Annotated in this window: 11 protein-coding genes; 1 reads left to right on the top strand and 10 read right to left on the bottom strand. The window is 44.6% G+C overall.

The genetic code is table 11. The annotated features are described in order from the left end of the window. Positions 1–46: 46 nt before the first annotated feature. The 6 genes from parC to nudF form a co-directional block, all read right to left on the bottom strand. Positions 47–2,320: a DNA topoisomerase IV subunit A gene (parC, locus tag FKN05_RS14280; RefSeq protein ID WP_170887802.1), complete on the bottom strand. Its 2,274-nt coding sequence runs from the start codon at positions 2,318–2,320 to the stop codon at positions 47–49. Continuing rightward, positions 2,321–4,213: a DNA topoisomerase IV subunit B gene (parE, locus tag FKN05_RS14275; RefSeq protein WP_099610685.1), complete on the bottom strand. Its 1,893-nt coding sequence runs from the start codon at positions 4,211–4,213 to the stop codon at positions 2,321–2,323. 218 nt (positions 4,214–4,431) lie between these two features. Then, entirely contained in the window at positions 4,432–5,025 is a 594-nt protein-coding gene (gene yqiA / locus FKN05_RS14270) for an esterase YqiA (RefSeq protein WP_170887801.1), read from the bottom strand. Between the two features lie 4 nt (positions 5,026–5,029). Next, on the bottom strand, positions 5,030–5,851 hold the full coding sequence (cpdA, locus tag FKN05_RS14265) for a 3',5'-cyclic-AMP phosphodiesterase (RefSeq protein ID WP_170887800.1): 822 nt from the start codon (positions 5,849–5,851) through the stop codon (positions 5,030–5,032). 19 nt (positions 5,852–5,870) lie between these two features. Next, positions 5,871–6,317: a DUF1249 family protein gene (locus tag FKN05_RS14260; protein WP_099610571.1), complete on the bottom strand. Its 447-nt coding sequence runs from the start codon at positions 6,315–6,317 to the stop codon at positions 5,871–5,873. A 1-nt stretch (position 6,318) separates the two neighbouring features. After that, a complete protein-coding gene (nudF, locus tag FKN05_RS14255; protein ID WP_170887799.1) occupies positions 6,319–6,954 on the bottom strand; it encodes an ADP-ribose diphosphatase in 636 nt (211 codons plus the stop codon). A 305-nt stretch (positions 6,955–7,259) separates the two neighbouring features. Between nudF and tolC the strand changes: the two genes are divergently transcribed. Then, the gene (gene tolC, locus FKN05_RS14250; protein ID WP_161428507.1) at positions 7,260–8,576 is read left to right on the top strand and encodes an outer membrane channel protein TolC; all 1,317 of its coding nucleotides are present in this window, start codon (positions 7,260–7,262) and stop codon (positions 8,574–8,576) included. Between the two features lie 139 nt (positions 8,577–8,715). Here tolC and hldE read toward each other — a convergent pair whose 3' ends face one another. From hldE to FKN05_RS14230, 4 genes are all read right to left on the bottom strand, one after another. Then, a complete protein-coding gene (gene hldE, locus FKN05_RS14245; RefSeq protein ID WP_099610568.1) occupies positions 8,716–10,146 on the bottom strand; it encodes a bifunctional D-glycero-beta-D-manno-heptose-7-phosphate kinase/D-glycero-beta-D-manno-heptose 1-phosphate adenylyltransferase HldE in 1,431 nt (476 codons plus the stop codon). Positions 10,147–10,239: 93 nt separating this feature from the next. Next, complete coding sequence (gene glnE / locus FKN05_RS14240; protein ID WP_170887798.1) at positions 10,240–13,107, bottom strand: bifunctional [glutamate--ammonia ligase]-adenylyl-L-tyrosine phosphorylase/[glutamate--ammonia-ligase] adenylyltransferase; 2,868 nt, start codon at positions 13,105–13,107, stop codon at positions 10,240–10,242. Positions 13,108–13,225: 118 nt separating this feature from the next. Beyond that, positions 13,226–14,482, bottom strand: a complete 1,257-nt coding sequence (locus FKN05_RS14235) for a methyl-accepting chemotaxis protein (protein ID WP_099610566.1) — start codon at positions 14,480–14,482, stop codon at positions 13,226–13,228. Positions 14,483–14,894: 412 nt separating this feature from the next. Beyond that, entirely contained in the window at positions 14,895–16,412 is a 1,518-nt protein-coding gene (locus FKN05_RS14230; RefSeq protein ID WP_170887797.1) for a CYTH and CHAD domain-containing protein, read from the bottom strand. Positions 16,413–16,520: the final 108 nt, after the last annotated feature.

Genomic DNA, 16,520 nt, shown 5'->3' with positions numbered 1-16,520 from the left:
AATAATAAAGCCCCAAAATGGGGCTTTATTATTTGTTGCTACGGATTTATTCTTCACTCGACGCTTGGCTTGGATCCGCTTCAATATCGATACTGGTGACCCGTTGTAAACCTCGTGGAAGTAAACTTCCCCGACGACCACGTTCACCTCGGAAGTTATCCAGATCGGCCGATTTCAAACCTAACTTACGTTTTCCCGCATATAACGTAATAGAAACACCTGGCGGCAATACCATTAAGTGAGAAACCACCTCTTCTCGAGCCTTCGCTTTGGCACTTGGAATATTGATGATCTTATTCCCTTTACCTTTACTCAATTGCGGTAGATCTTTAATCGGGAAGAGCAGCATTCGTCCTTGGTTGGTGATCGCTAAGATCTCGTCATGATCCAAATCGTTCACCGCTTGCGGTGCTAAAATTTCTGCATTTTCCGGTAAATTGACTAAGGCTTTACCACTGCGATTTTTCGACAGTAAATCAGCTCCTTTACAGACAAAACCATACCCAGCATCAGAACCGACCAACCATAATTGCTCCTCTTCGCCCATGATCGCTTGGCGAATGGAACTGCCTTCGGTGATGTTAAGCCGTCCGGTAATCGGTTCACCTTGCCCTCGAGCAGATGGCAAAGTATGAGACTCAAGCGAGTAACTGCGCCCATCGCTACCGAGCAGCACTACAGGCAGGTTACTTTTACCGCAAGCATGGGCTAAGTAGTTATCTCCTGCCTTATAACTCAAACTCTGGCAATCGACATCATGCCCCTTAGCATGGCGGATCCAGCCTTTTTCAGACAAAACAACCGTAATCGCCTCGCTCGGCATTAAATCACGTTCGGTTAATGCTTTCGCTTCCGCTCGCTCCACAATAGGTGAACGGCGATCATCGCCATATTTCTCGGCATCCGCTTTGAGTTCTTTTTTCAGTAAGGTATTTAAGCGGCGTTCAGAACCCAGCAGTTCTTCTAACTGCTTGCGCTCTTTCTCTAGTTGCTCTTGTTCCGCACGGATTTTCACTTCTTCTAATTTAGCTAAGTGACGCAACTTGGTATCAAGAATTGCATCCGCTTGAATATCGCTAATTCCAAAACGTTGCATTAACACCGGTTTGGGTTCATCTTCTTGGCGAATAATGTCAATCACTTCATCAATATTGAGATAAGCGATTAATAAACCTTGTAAAATATGTAAGCGAGCTAAGACCTTATCCAGACGAAACTGCAAACGAGAACGCACCGTCGTACGACGATACTCAACCCACTCAGAAAGAATTTGGGTTAATCCTTTCACTTGAGGTCGGTTATCGAGGCCGATCATATTCAGGTTAACTCGATAACTTTTTTCAAGATCCGTCGAAGCAAATAAGTGGTTCATCAAGGTATCACAATCCACCCGATTGGAACGCGGTACAATCACGATACGCGTGGGATTTTCATGATCCGACTCGTCGCGCAAATCTTCCACCATCGGCAGTTTTTTCGCCCGCATCTGGTTGGCAATCTGTTCCAATAATTTTGCACCTGACACTTGGTGGGGTAAGGCGGAAATAACAATGTCGGAGCCTTCTTTATGCCATACCGCACGCATTTTTACACTGCCACGTCCGGTTTTGTACATTTTCTCTAGCTCAACCTGCGGGGTGATGATTTCCGCTTCAGTAGGAAAATCAGGCCCTTTGATGTACTGCATCAAGTCGGGTAAAGCGGCATTCGGATGCTCAATTAAATGGATCGTTGCCGCGACCACTTCCCGCACGTTATGTGGTGGGATGTCGGTAGCCATGCCCACCGCAATCCCAGTCACGCCATTGAGTAAGATGTGCGGCAAACGTGCGGGCAACATTTTCGGCTCTTTCATCGTGCCGTCAAAGTTTGCTTGCCACTCAACGGTTCCTTGCCCTAATTCACCGAGTAAGATTTCAGCAAATTTTGATAACTTCGCTTCGGTATAACGCATAGCCGCGAAAGATTTAGGATCATCCGGAGCCCCCCAGTTACCTTGGCCGTCCACCAGCGGATAACGATAGGAAAAGGGCTGGGCCATCAGCACCATTGCTTCATAGCAGGCGGAATCACCATGCGGGTGATATTTACCTAATACATCACCAACCGTACGCGCCGATTTCTTGTATTTGGCAGATGCGGAAAGCCCAAGCTCAGACATTGCATAAATAATACGTCGTTGAACCGGTTTTAGCCCATCCCCAATGTAGGGCAAGGCGCGGTCCATGATGACATACATGGAGTAATTTAAATAAGCGTCTTCGGTAAACTTACGCAGTGCTAGTTGCTCGACGCCGTCAAAATTAATTTCTGTCGACATTTATTGCACCTCTGCTATATCAGCCATATCACCATAACGCTGAAGCCAATTTCGACGGTCATCAGCACGCTTTTTCCCCAGCAACATATCCATCATTTCATCGGTTTCTTTATCATCATCAATGGTTAATTGCACCAAACGACGAGTGTTTGGATCCATGGTGGTTTCCCGTAATTGCAACGGGTTCATTTCGCCTAGCCCTTTGAATCGCTGGACGTTGATCTTGGCTTTTTTCTGGCTTAAGCGCTCAAGAATGGCGTCTTTTTCACCGTCGTCCAAGGCATAATGCACTTCTTTACCACAATCGATCCGATAAAGTGGCGGCATGGCGACATAGACATGACCAGCTCGAACTAAAGCGCGGAAATGACGCGTAAATAAAGCACAAAGCAGTGTGGCAATGTGTAGCCCATCGGAGTCTGCATCGGCTAAGATGCAAACTTTGCCATAGCGCAGTGAATCAAGATCATCACTATCAGGATCAATCCCCAAAGCAACTGAAATATCATGTACTTCTTGTGAAGCCAATACTTGATCAGCAGACACTTCCCATGTATTTAAGATCTTACCGCGCAAAGGCATAATGGCTTGGAATTCTCGGTTACGTGCTTGTTTGGCACTTCCGCCTGCAGAATCCCCTTCGACTAAGAAAAGTTCAGTACGGCTAAGATCTTGCTGAGAACAATCGGTTAATTTACCCGGTAACGCTGGGCCCGAGGCGACTTTTTTACGAACCACTTTTTTACTGGCTCGCATACGACGATGCGCATTGGCAATACATGTTTCTGCTAATAATTCAGCGAGTTGAGGCTTTTCATTGAGCCACAAACTAAACGCATCTTTTACCACGCTAGCGACAAACGAGGAGGTTTGACGAGAAGAGAGCCGCTCTTTCGTTTGTCCGGCAAATTGAGGGTCTTGCATTTTGATCGATAACACATAAGCACAACGATCAAAAACATCTTCACCGGTTAATTTGACCCCACGCGGTAGCAAATTACGAAACTCACAAAATTCACGCATCGCATCCAGCAAACCTTGGCGTAATCCGTTAACGTGCGTACCGCCCTGCGGGGTTGGGATCAAGTTAACATAACTTTCGGTAATTAAATCGCCCCCTTCAGGAAGCCAAATAACCGCCCAGTTTGCCGCTTCAATGTCTGTTTTTAACTCGCCAGTAAACGGTTCTTCTGGCAGTAAGGTATAACCTTTAACCCCTTCCGCTAAATAGTCTTTTAAACCATCTTCATAAAGCCAGCGGTACTCGTTATCATTCACCTTATCGGTAAAAGTGACTTCTAACCCTGGGCATAAAACCGCTTTAGCTCGTAAATTATTGATTAAACGTGAAACGGAGAAGTTAGCAGAATCAAAGTAACGCGCTTCAGGCCAAAAATGTACCGATGTTCCTCGATTTCGCCGCCCACAAGTACCGGTGACCGTAAGGTCAGAAACTTTGTCGCCATGTTCAAAGGCAATCTCATAGATCTGCCCATCACGGCGAACGGTGACTTCAATGCGTTTGGATAAGGCGTTCACCACCGAAATCCCTACCCCATGTAACCCACCAGAAAATTGATAGTTTTTATTAGAAAACTTACCACCGGCATGTAATTTACATAAGATCAGTTCCACCCCAGAGACGTTCTCTTCTGGGTGAATGTCTACTGGCATACCACGCCCATCATCAATAACTTCTAGTGATTGATCGGCATGAAGAATCACCTGAACCTTAGTAGCGTATCCGGCTAACGCTTCATCGACACTGTTGTCGATAACTTCTTGCCCTAAGTGGTTAGGGCGCGTGGTATCCGTATACATCCCAGGTCGGCGACGTACTGGTTCTAAGCCATTTAAAACTTCAATGGCTCCAGCATTATATTGTTCAGTCATCATACGGAATGCTTTTATCGAAAAATAATTAGGGTTACTTTACTATTCGTTTATGCTCTATCTACAAGAAAATTGTCACTAAAAATGCACAACACCCAATGATATAGAGCCATAAGCGAAGAAAGAACAAGAGAAACATACTCAGGAAGAGCCCTTGAGATGTCAAGTGACATCCGTTAGCAAGGGATAAATTTATGACTCTTCCCTCAATGACATCCTCAAAGATTTAAGAATTGAATAATTTGCTGAGGATAACGTTCAAAATCGACAAAACTATGATTACCGTTTGGCTCCACCGTTTGTCGAGCGTGCTGATATTTGGCTACCGCTTGGCGATAGTCTAACACTTCATCACCCATTTGTTGTAGTAACCAAAATTGATCGAGATTGTGAATCACTGGAATATCCAGCGCTTTTAGCTCTTTAATGTGCGAATGATCCAGCACATAGCGCTCACCAGTGTATGGATTTTGTTGTTCGCCAAGAAAATCGGCCAGTAATTCGTAAGGCCTAACCGCAGGGTTTACCAGCACCGCCGGGCAAGAAAATTGAGCATTCAACCAGGTTGCCAGATAGCCACCTAACGAACTCCCCACCAAACCAATACGATATTGCTTTTGGTATGCCGCAACCATCTGTAACAGTAAATCGGCTGCCTGTTGCGGGAAAGGGGGTAATTTGGGCACGACGACTTTTATATCTGGTCGATGCTCAGCACAATAGCGCAGCATCACCTGTGCCTTATGTGATTGAGGGGAACTGTTAAAGCCATGAATATAAAGTAATAAAGGAGGAACTACATGTACAGGCATACAATTAGTACCCACTCGAGGTAAAATCAGGCACAAACGCTCCTTTTCTTAATCGTTTCACTTGAGTCGAGACTTCTCCATCATGATGAAGTTCTAACTCTCGCCAACCCGGCGAACAAAGATCAAGTGCAAAATCATCAGAGTTAGGTTTAAATTGCACACAAGTGGAAGGGGTTGCCATGACTTTCACGCCTTGATATTCGCAATCCATGGCTTGATGGACATGACCGCACAATACCGCTCGAACATTCCGATGCTGACCAACCACATGCCAAAATGCATCGCTGTCTTTGAGTGTGTGCTGATCCAGCCAAGCACTACCAACCAATAAAGGATGATGGTGGAGTAATACCAGTGTAAACCGATCGGGATATTGGGTAAGCTTTTCATCCAATAAACCGAGTTGATAGTCACTAAGACGACCATGTGGAACCCCAACCACTTGAGAGTCTAACAGCACCATTTGCCAATGTTTGCCCAACAAAACATGTTCTAATGCCTGAATCTGCGCCGATGGCATAACACTCCCCATGTTCGGTTTATAATCATGATTACCTGGCAACCAGAAGCATGACTTTTGCAAATCACGAATTCCTGCGGCAAAACGCTGGTAAGATTCAGCGCTGTGATCTTGTGAAATATCACCCGTAGCAAGAATGGCATCAAAATGAATTTGTTGCTCAATAATGGCTTGAACAATGGCACGGAAGCTGTCTGCGGTATTAACACTAAGTAAACAGCCATCATCAGGCGCAAACAGATGCGTATCCGTAATTTGGACAAGTTTAATATGATCTGATGGGGATAAACTGGGCGACACGTTCAAAGCGATAAACCTAATGCTGTTAATGGTTGATATTCATGGGAGTTCGACTCATCCCTCTTTTTAAACAAAATGTTAGCCAATCACCTAAAAAACGATTCACTTGGGCTTTCTCATCTTTTTGTACCATTTTGTCGTTTGGATAATCATAGCGAGCATCGATTCGAGCAAGCGATTGACACGCACAAACTTCAGCAACCCGAGCATCGTGATATAGCCTGACAGACATTGTAGGCAATGGAAATATCGAAGTATCATCGCTTTGACAAATCTCCACCAAAGTTGTGTACTTTGTGACCTCTAGCACCTGAAGTTGGTAGATTAAGTGAGCAGCTTGATAACAACGCACATCTCCTACCTTCGGCTGATGAGGGATCAAAGCGTTCAGCTTGGCATAATTCGTTTCATAAGTTCGCATCAATTCAGCGAGATTGACATGATACGGCTTGATGGCCATGAGTAGCGACATACTAAACGCGACTCCGCCATTGCAGTTGCAACTGCTGGTGGTTTAATTCTAACCACTGTAAAGCAATAATAGAGGCACCGTTCTCAATGCGCCCTGCTTTAACCAATTGATAAGCATCCGATCGTTTCATAACATGAAGATTAATATCTTCACCTTCCTCAGCCAAACCATGTACACCAGATGCTTGTGTGCTATCGACCTCACCCACATAGACATCAAGTTTTTCAGAACATCCTCCTGAAGAAGGGTAATACGCGGTGATTTTTTCTAGCCGGTCAACCTTCAAACCAGCTTCTTCTTGTGCCTCTCGACGAACGACGTCCTCAGGCAGCTCACCCGGTTCAATAATGCCCGCGACGATCTCTAGCTGCCAAGGCTGTGCATCTTCTAGTGCACCAACCCGTATTTGTTCGATGATCACCACTTCATCGCGTAAAGGATCATAAGGTAATAACGCGGCAGCATGCCCTCGCTCAAACATTTCACGCTCAATCAACTCACTCCATCCGCCTTGAAATAGACGATGTCTGAAGCGGTACTTCACCATGCGGAAGAAGCCTTGAAATAGTGTCTGTTTTGAGACGATATCAATATCACCGCTGCTAAACGGGCTTTTCAATCGATCTGTCGGTTGCATTCGAACTCCTTGTGCGCAATCTTATAGTTTACTCAGGAACTTTTGCCTCTGCCAACGACATGGCTCAACTTTTTATACAAAATTTGTATTTATAGTTAAGTTATGATGCTGAACTAATAAAAAACAGCAAGCTCCCTCGCTTTTCGGGCTAATTTCTTCTTTTTATCCCTCGGTTGAGCAAATAATTATATTGCACAAGTGGACAATTAAGTGTAAAAAAGTGCAAACTTTCGCACGAAATACCAACAATTTGAGTTACACTCTGTCAAAGTAACTCATTTCATATACAGGCAGGAATAGGACCGATGAAAAAACTGCTTCCTTTACTCGTAAGTGCAACCCTCGCCAGCACCAGCGTCTGGGCAGACGATCTTGCACAAATTTATGACCAAGCAAAAGAAAATGATCCTCAGCTACTGAGCGCAGCCGCTCGTCGTGATGCTGCCTTTGAAGCTGTCACTTCCAGTCGTAGTTCTCTTTTACCACAAATTAATTTAACGGCTGGTTACAACCTAACTCGTAGTGATGAAGACGCTCGCGAAAGCGATCGTCTCAGTGCTGGAATCAAATTTTCACAATCACTATATAATCGCTCAAGCTGGATCACGTTAGATACCGCAGAAAAACAAGCCCGCCAAGCCGATGCCGAATATGCCGTCATTCAGCAGAATTTAATTTTGAGAGTGGCTCAAGCCTACTTTGAAGTGCTCAGCGCACAAGACAACCTAGAGTTTGTCCGAGCAGAAAAAGCGGCGGTCGCGCGTCAACTAGAACAGACCAAACAACGTTTTGAAGTTGGGTTATCTGCCATTACCGACGTACACGATGCCCAAGCACAATATGACGGTGTTTTAGCGCAAGAAGTATTAGCTGAAAATACATTAATTAATAGCTATGAGTCGTTACGTGAAATTACAGGACAAGAGTACGCAAATTTAAATATCCTAGATACGGATCGTTTCTCAGCAAGCCGTAGTACTGAGTCTGTTGAAGCGCTCATTGAACGGGCACAACAACAAAACTTATCTTTGCTTTCTTCCCGCATTGCACAAGACATCGCCAAAGATAATATCGCGTTAGCCAACTCTGGCCACTTACCTTCTCTCACCTTAGATGGCGGGTACAATTATGCTCGCGAATCCAATAGTAATAGTGGTTCATATAATTATAGCGGTCACGACTACAACGATGTTGCCATTGGGGTCAATTTGAGCGTGCCACTCTATACGGGTGGTAATGTCACATCGCAAACCAAACAAGCACAATACACCTATGTCGCCGCGAGCCAAGACTTAGAAGCTTCGTTTCGGACGGTGGTGAAGAGTGTTCGCGCTTACAACAATAATATTAATGCCTCGATTGGTGCTCTACGCGCTTATGAACAGACGGTTATTTCCGCTCGCTCTGCTTTAGAAGCGACTGAAGCTGGCTTTGAAGTAGGCACGCGTACGATTGTCGATGTGTTGGATGCCACTCGTCGTCTCTATGATGCGAACCGTAATTTATCTTCTGCTCGTTATGATTATATTCTTAATGTACTGCAGCTTCGCCAAGCGATTGGCGCATTGAACGAGCAAGATATTTTGGATATTAATTCAGGATTAAAAACGGCAAAAAAATAGCACCATAACGGAATCAAAATGGTAAAGGGCTCATCTGAGCCCTTTTTTATCGTGACAAATATTCAACTCGACAACCAAGGTTATCGGCAAACTCAGAGGATCGAGTATGACACTTGTTAGCAAAGCAGAAATAAAAACATTAACCTTTTCCACCGCGGATGGCCTGAATAATTTCTGTGGTTGAGCAACCCTCTTCAAAGTTGAGTACTTTCACCTCACCACCAGCCGCGATCACTTCCGCACCACCAGCGATATCTTCAGGTTTATAATCACCACCTTTGACTAATAAGCTCGGTAACACTTCAGCAATTAGACGTTGTGGCGTATCTTCTGAAAACGGTACCACCCAATCAACCGCACCTAATCCAGCAAGTACCGCCATACGTCGATCGGTCGGGTTAACTGGGCGTCCTGGGCCTTTTAAGCGCTTCACGGATTCATCGCTATTCACAGCAACAATCAGTCGATCACCTAGCTCGGCGGCGTGATTGAGATAAGAAACATGTCCAGCATGTAAAATATCAAAGCAACCATTGGTCATCACCACTTTCTCACCACGAGCTTTGGCTTTTTTGACCGCTTCAATCAAGGCGTGTTCACTGATGATCCCAAAATCAGATTCTTTGCTGCCATGAATGGCTTCTGCCAACTCTATCGTCGAAACCGTTGATGTGCCGAGTTTACCGACGACCACTCCGGCAGCAGCATTCGCTAACGCACACGCATCATCTAACGACTTTCCAGCAGCTACCGAGGCGGCTAATACCGAAATCACCGTATCACCAGCGCCTGTCACATCAAACACTTCTTTGGCTTGTGTCGGCAAATGAAACGGTTCCATACCACGACGTAATAATGTCATGCCATGTTCACTTCGAGTGATCAGCAAGGCCTCAAAATCAAATTGTTCGATCAGGGCTAAGCCTTTCTCAACCAGATCTTGTTCCGATTTTACTTTGCCGACGACCTGTTCAAACTCAGCCATGTTAGGAGTCAATAAGCTGGCTCCACGATAGCGTTCAAAATCAGCGCCTTTGGGATCAATAAAAACGGGTAGGTTCGCCGCACGAGCTTGTTGAATCAATGCTTGAACATGCTCTAAGGCCCCTTTCGCATAGTCAGATAAAATCACAGCATTCACATGGGGCAAGGCATCGGTCATCCGAGATAAAACTAGCTCAGCATCGTATTGCGCAAATTTTTCTTCAAAATCTAAACGAATTAACTGTTGGCCACGGCTTAATACTCGCAACTTGGTGATCGTGGGATAATTGGTTAATGCGATAAAATCACACTGTACATTCAATGAAGTGAGTTTTTCGGTTAAGACTTGTGCCGGTTCATCCATACCGGTTAAGCCGATAATGGTTGCCTGCCCCCCCAAAGAGGCGATATTCATGGCCACGTTCGCCGCCCCACCTGGACGCTCTTCATGATGCTCGACTTTCACAACGGGAACAGGAGCTTCTGGCGAAATACGTCCAGTTGGACCATGCCAGTAACGATCAAGCATGACATCACCGATGATCAAAACGCCTGCTTTGTTGTAGTCAGGTAGGATCGGTTTCATTATGGAATCTCCACTATTAATCTCGCCGCGCAGTGTAGCACAAGCCTTTGAGCCGCTAAAGATTTCACCTTAGCGTCTGTTAACCTTTTGCAGTTACATTTTATTCGAAAGGTCAACAGCCCCTAGCCAGTTATGCCAAATTAGCTTCACGACTTCCCGCTCAGCAATTAATTTTGCTTCATCGACATCGGCATCTAAATTAAGTAAGTTGCGATGATGGATTTGATCGCGCATACAAGTATATGCATGAGTTAATGCATTTGCGGATGATTCATCGAGTACACCAAGCTGAATCAGTGACTCAAAGATGCGCACATTGTCAGACCAACGAGTTAACTTAGGATATTGATGGCTGTACAACAACACCCAGTATTGCGCTAAAAACTCAATATCAGCAATGCCACCTTCATCGTGCTTTAGCATAAAACGCCCGACTTTTTTACTGCCTAAGTGTTGACGCATTTTTTGACGCATTTCAATCACTTGCTTTTGCAACGTAGCTTGATCTCGCGGTAGCGATAAAATGGTATGCCTAATGTCGCTAAAGTGGTGCTGTAAAGGAGCGTCACCATAAATCATCCTCGCCCGAACTAAAGCTTGATGCTCCCAAGTCCATGCTTCTTCTTGTTGGTAAAGCGCAAAAGCATCTAAAGGAGAAACTAATAAGCCGGATGCCCCCGAGGGACGTAATCGAGTGTCCACTTCATATAAAATGCCAGAAGCAGTACGTGTTGAGAACAAGTGGATCACCCGCTGGGCAAGACGGAGATAAAACTGCCGACCATCAATCGGTTTTTCGCCATCAGTGACTGAAGAGATCGGACAATCATGCACAAAGACAATATCTAAATCGGAGTTGTAGCCTAACTCCCAGCCTCCAACCTTACCGTAACCAATCACGGCAAAACCTTTGCCGTCGCGCTCGGCAAGGTGATTCGGCTCGCCATACTTAACGCTGACTTGTAACCATGCTTGATGAATGACCGCTTCCACAATCGCTTCGGCTAAATAAGTTAGATGATCACTGACCTTCATCACTGGCAGCACACCGGCAATATCTGCTGCAGCAATTTTTAAAATACAAATTTGCTTAAACTGACGTAGCGCTTCCATTTGTTGCTCCATATCCTCTTCAGGGATTCGAGCTAAGAAATCACGCAACTCTATTTTATAACGGTCTAAGGCGATGGGATGATAAAGCTGCTGCGGATCAATCAACTCATCTAACAAAATAGGATAACGCGCTAGTTGCTCTGAAATCATCGGGCTCGCGGTACATAAACGCACCAACTGGTTTAGCGCAGCGGGATATTCATCCAACAGTTCCAAATAAGTGGTTCGTGTGGCAATACGATTAAGTAAAGAGAGCACTCTGGCTAGACCAAACTGAGCTTCTGGATGAGAAAAAATCACCTGATAAATTTTGGGCATCAAACGGTTTAAAACATCTCGACCTCGTGGGCCAATGGTTTTTTTAGCCAAATCCTGCTTAAAGTGAATACAGGTGTTCGCCGCCGTTTCAGGCTCAAGTAATTTTAAATCATGCTCAAGGATATGGAGGATGACTTCTGGCTTATGAGCCATATCCCAAAGTTCATGAAAATAGGGAGCAATCAGGAGATCATCTTCATCTTCTTCACCGATAAGTGCAATAAAGATTTGATGAACCTGTGCCATCTCAAACTGTATGCGCTCAAGCAGTGATGACCACGAATCATAACCCATGGCGTAAATTAGCCGCCATTGATCATCGGTTTTATCGGGTAGCGTTTGCGTTTGTTTATCCTCTATCGCTTGCAGTAAGTTTTCTAATCGACGTAAAAAGCGGTAAGCCGCCATCAACTGCTCGATTTGATCGACAGACAGTAATTCTAATTCTCCAATCGCTTGCAGCGTTTCGAGCAAGCCTCGGTGACGCAAGCTGGGTTCTCGTCCGCCGCGGATCAATTGGAAAACTTGGGCGATAAACTCAATTTCTCGAATGCCGCCTGCCCCTAACTTGATATTATTACTCAACCCTCGCCGACGGACTTCACTACGAATCATCGCTTTCATCCGGCGTAAGGACTGAATAGCGCTAAAGTCGATATAACGACGAAACACAAAAGGACGTAGCATTTGACGTAGCTCTTGATAGCATTGATACATTTCACTGCCCATCACTCGAGCTTTGATCATGGCATAGCGCTCCCAATCACGGCCTTGCTCCTGGTAATAATCCTCAAGAGCGGCATAACTCATCACCAAAGGACCACTTTCACCGAAGGGACGCAAACGCATATCGACTCGATAACAAAAACCATCTGGTGTTTGCTGATCGAGCATTTTAATGATCCGCTGGCCTAAGCGAGTAAAAAATTGGGCATTATCAATCGAACGACGTACACCTTGAGTGTGACCGTTTTCCGGATAAGTAAAAATTAAATCAATATCAGAGGAGAAATTTAACTCGCCGCCGCCTAATTTTCCCATCCCAATGATTAACATCGGCTGCGCTTGCCCCTCTGCGTTACAAGGCGTTCCCCATTCTTGACAGCACTGTGCGTATTGCCATTGATAGGTTTCAAACACAATTGCTTCGGCCAACTCAGACAAATGATTCAAGCTCTCTTCCAACGGCCAATCTGAGAGGAAGTCACGCCAAGCAATATAAACCATTTCTCGGTTACGAAACTGACGCAAAATGTGTTGCCCCTCAGTTTCATTCTCACAGGATGCAAGTAATCGATTTAATTGTGGACGATAGAGTGATGTACGCTGTTTTTCTCGCAGCAACAAGGGAAGCTCCTGACATAAAACCTCGTCACGCAATAACGTTTCAGCAATAAAAGGGCTTAAACCGAGTAACGTGTGTAACTGGCTAAGTAATGCCTGAGGCCAGCTAGCAATAACGACATGCTGGGTAACAAGTTGCTGATAATATCGTTCAGCCTGCGTCTCTAATGATTGAGGGAGTGACATGCTTCATCCTTGTCTGCTTACTGAGAAAACCCAAGGTGAACACTTTAGCTCAGACAAATAAAAATAAAAACGCCCACTTTCATTATGTGGGCGTGTTACTGAGCCGGAAAAATTCGCGTTATACCTTAAACACAGTAATTTTATTATCCAACTCTTCTGCATTATTTTGCATAATTTCAGACGTTTCCAATAGTTCACTGACCACGGTAACCGAAGCTTCGACCAACTCTCGCACATTGGTTAAGTTTTGATTCATTTCATCAGCAACACTACTTTGTTGTTCAGCCGCAGTAGCAATTTGGAAATTCATATCATTGATTTGTTGGACTTGCACCACGATACCATCTAACTCACTGCCAGCATTGGTAACCAGCTCGACCCCATCTGCCGCTTCTACGACACTTTTTTCCATTAAATCAACCGCCGAGTTTGCACTACTTTGCAGCTGAGAAATCATTTCTTGAATTTCAACTGTCGCAGATTGAGTACGCTGTGCCAGATTACGGACTTCATCAGCAACGACAGCAAAACCACGCCCGGCTTCACCAGCGCGAGCGGCTTCAATCGCTGCGTTTAATGCTAATAAGTTGGTTTGCTCTGAAATACTTTGAATGGTTCCTACTACGCTACCAATCGCGATCACACGTTCTTCGACTTGATTCACAGCAGCTGCAGATGCTGCGATATCTTTAGAGAGTTGATCAATCTTACTGATGGTTCTTTGTACAAACTGCTGGCCAGTTTTAGCTTGTTGAGAGGTATTTTCTGTTAATGACGAAGCATTTTGCGCATGTTCCGCAACGGTTTGGACTGTAGAAGACATCTCACTCATTGCGGTTGCGAGCTGATCAATCTCGTTAAACTCTTCTTGCGCTGACTCTTTGGTTTCAGACATGCTGATGGTCATCACTTCCGTCAAAGCCGTGAGTTCTTGAGATGTGCTGATCTGCATTTTGATCAATTCTTGTAATTGATGTCGAGTAATCTCAAGCTCTCGAGCGACATCACCGTATTCATCTTTACATTCCATCACAATGGGCTCAGATAAATCTCGCTGAGCCATTTGTTTGATAGATTCATTCAAAAATTGAGTCTGGCGCAGCATCACCCGAGCGGCAAACAAAAGTAGCGCCACAAACACAACAATCATTAGCCCCGTTTGCCACACGACCTGAACGAGGTATGCATCATAATGTTGTTGAGCCACCTCAATATTTTGGGTTGCAGCCAATAGGGAATCATAGAACAAGCTGGCATCCCATAACTGTTTAGCAATAACCAGTAAGGTGCTGAAGATCATCAGCATGACCATCTTGGGTATCAGACGTACATCTGTGATAACCCGTTCCCACGGTTTAAACGCTATCCTCGCCATTGTCTGTTCTCCACTCAGTTCAATTATCTATTTTTAATGTTTTTTACCAAATATTCTCTCGAAAACACGAATTATTTCGAGCACCGTATGAAACCCATAGTACCAAAAACCCACTCGTATCAATGAGTGGAATATCGCTAATTCAAGGATCGATAACCTAATTTGTGATCTCAAACGGATTATCAGCCAATGGCAAATATAAGCTAAAAATAGACACAAAATTATCGTTGATCACTTTCTTCCCTATCGACTGAGTATGGAAATACTCAAGCAACTTGTCCATTCAACACCACTGATTGTGATCTAAGTCGATATTTGATACCGATAAATCGCGCCAATGCTGAAGGCTAAAACATAAAAGGGATGCAATTGCGCATCCCTTTTATGTGTTAAGTGACTTAATCACGCTAGCTTAATCGCGCCAATAAGGCGGAATTTCAACCCCAATCATTCGCGTTTGCTCCATCGCATGAAGGATCGAATGTTCTTGACGAATCAACCAACGATTCACTTGTTCTTGCTCTTCCGCTTCCAGTGTATCAAGTAAGGTGGCTAAGGTTTTTAATGTTAAAAGATCATCAATACCATGCAACAAATCAGCCCATGGCATGCGAAATGCGAGTCGTTTTTCCGCATCATATAAGCGAGCAAAACCGATCCCCGTATAGAGAGTACGCATCAAGCGGTATTGTTGATCAATATATTCTTGGCTGGATAATGTTTGCTCGGGAGGAAAGACGTCCATAAGCTCAGCCCACGCTCGCTCAAGCTGCTTTATAGAAAAACCACGAATATTTCTTGCCATTCGCTCGCGAGCTTTTTCATCCAAAAATGGTTGCCATCCCCGGGTTAAAATCCAGCGACTAAGATCCAGTAATAAGCCTGTATAACGAGCAGAATGAAGTAATTTAAGAGACTCATCCCGTTGTGGTAGTTCTTCTTGGCGCTGCTTGAGTTCCGTAACTAAAAATTTTCGCGCTTCTAACTTACGCAGCGCGTAGCCTTTATCTTTCAGTAAGTCATCCAAATAATCGTAATGCTTTAACCAGGCTAATTCACCTTCAAGCCATTTTAGTTCTTGACGCAAAATCGCACTGGCACGACGAGGAACGATTCCACCATAAACCGTCAATAGCTGACGAATAAAGCTAATCGCATGACTAATTTCATGCAGCGCTGCTATAGAATCTTGCTCAATATAAATTTGTTCGTGATAGTGCCAATGTGACAACGCATGCTCCAAAGAACGGATAAAGCAAGACTCAACACTATCATCACTTTGAGTATTGACTAAGCTCAACGGCTGAACCTCATCACCAGAATAATCGGCAGCTAAACGATAACCACGCGCCGCTTTACTCAAGTTACCCAAACGCATGCCACCTTGATCACTTAAGTGACGCGCTAAGACAAACAATGCATCCGTTTGACCAGATTTTAGCTCAAGTTCTACTTCACAAATTGGCGCTTGATTTACTCCAGCTTGCACCACACCTTGATCAAATGCGACTTCAATCTGGCTACCATCGGCCATACCCACGAGCCACTGCTCACGAGTGAAGTTAGTCGCAAATAAAGGTAATAACTGGGTTTGTAACTCAGCCAGTTCGCGTCCTTCTGGCCAAATATCCACAGGATGAAGAGAGAGGTCAGGCTCGTTACTGCTATGCTCTGCATTATATTCAGGCCGTTGATGTAGCCCTGCGACGACTCGCCCCGCCGTTTTGACTGTTTGCACATATACTTCATCAAAACGACGAATGCGTAGCCCAATATCATGTTGACGTAACCAGTTATCGGCAGAATCAAAATAGGTATTTCCTAACTCTCGACAACTGTGCTGAAGTACTTTGGTTTCAGAAATTTTACTACGTAAAACCTCTGAAAAATCTGGAGAAACAAAAAACTTCAGTTCTATTTCGGTTTCCATACTTATACCTTTCGCAGCAGATAGCCACAGGATATTGCCTAAAAGGCGACGGGGCAAGAGAGAAATATCGACCAATTGATGATCTAAAACAGTTTTAATACGTCAATT

Source organism: Vibrio sp. 1-1(7) (genome assembly GCF_013048485.1).
Taxonomy (GTDB): domain Bacteria; phylum Pseudomonadota; class Gammaproteobacteria; order Enterobacterales; family Vibrionaceae; genus Vibrio; species Vibrio fujianensis.
The sequence above is the reverse complement of the archived record's forward strand: the minus strand, read 5'-3'. Positions and strand labels throughout refer to the sequence as shown.

Bases quoted from the DNA above. Each gene is read 5' to 3' on its own strand.
- FKN05_RS14260 (WP_099610571.1), bottom strand. From the start codon at position 6,317: ATGTCGCTACTCATGGCCATCAAGCCGTATCATGTCAATCTCGCTGAA.
- hldE (WP_099610568.1), bottom strand. From the start codon at position 10,146: ATGAAACCGATCCTACCTGACTACAACAAAGCAGGCGTTTTGATCATC.
- FKN05_RS14230 (WP_170887797.1), bottom strand. From the start codon at position 16,412: ATGGAAACCGAAATAGAACTGAAGTTTTTTGTTTCTCCAGATTTTTCA.
- parE (WP_099610685.1), bottom strand. From the start codon at position 4,213: ATGACTGAACAATATAATGCTGGAGCCATTGAAGTTTTAAATGGCTTA.
- tolC (WP_161428507.1), top strand. From the start codon at position 7,260: ATGAAAAAACTGCTTCCTTTACTCGTAAGTGCAACCCTCGCCAGCACC.
- FKN05_RS14235 (WP_099610566.1), bottom strand. From the start codon at position 14,482: ATGGCGAGGATAGCGTTTAAACCGTGGGAACGGGTTATCACAGATGTA.
- yqiA (WP_170887801.1), bottom strand. From the start codon at position 5,025: ATGCCTGTACATGTAGTTCCTCCTTTATTACTTTATATTCATGGCTTT.
- nudF (WP_170887799.1), bottom strand. From the start codon at position 6,954: ATGCAACCGACAGATCGATTGAAAAGCCCGTTTAGCAGCGGTGATATT.
- parC (WP_170887802.1), bottom strand. From the start codon at position 2,320: ATGTCGACAGAAATTAATTTTGACGGCGTCGAGCAACTAGCACTGCGT.
- glnE (WP_170887798.1), bottom strand. From the start codon at position 13,107: ATGTCACTCCCTCAATCATTAGAGACGCAGGCTGAACGATATTATCAG.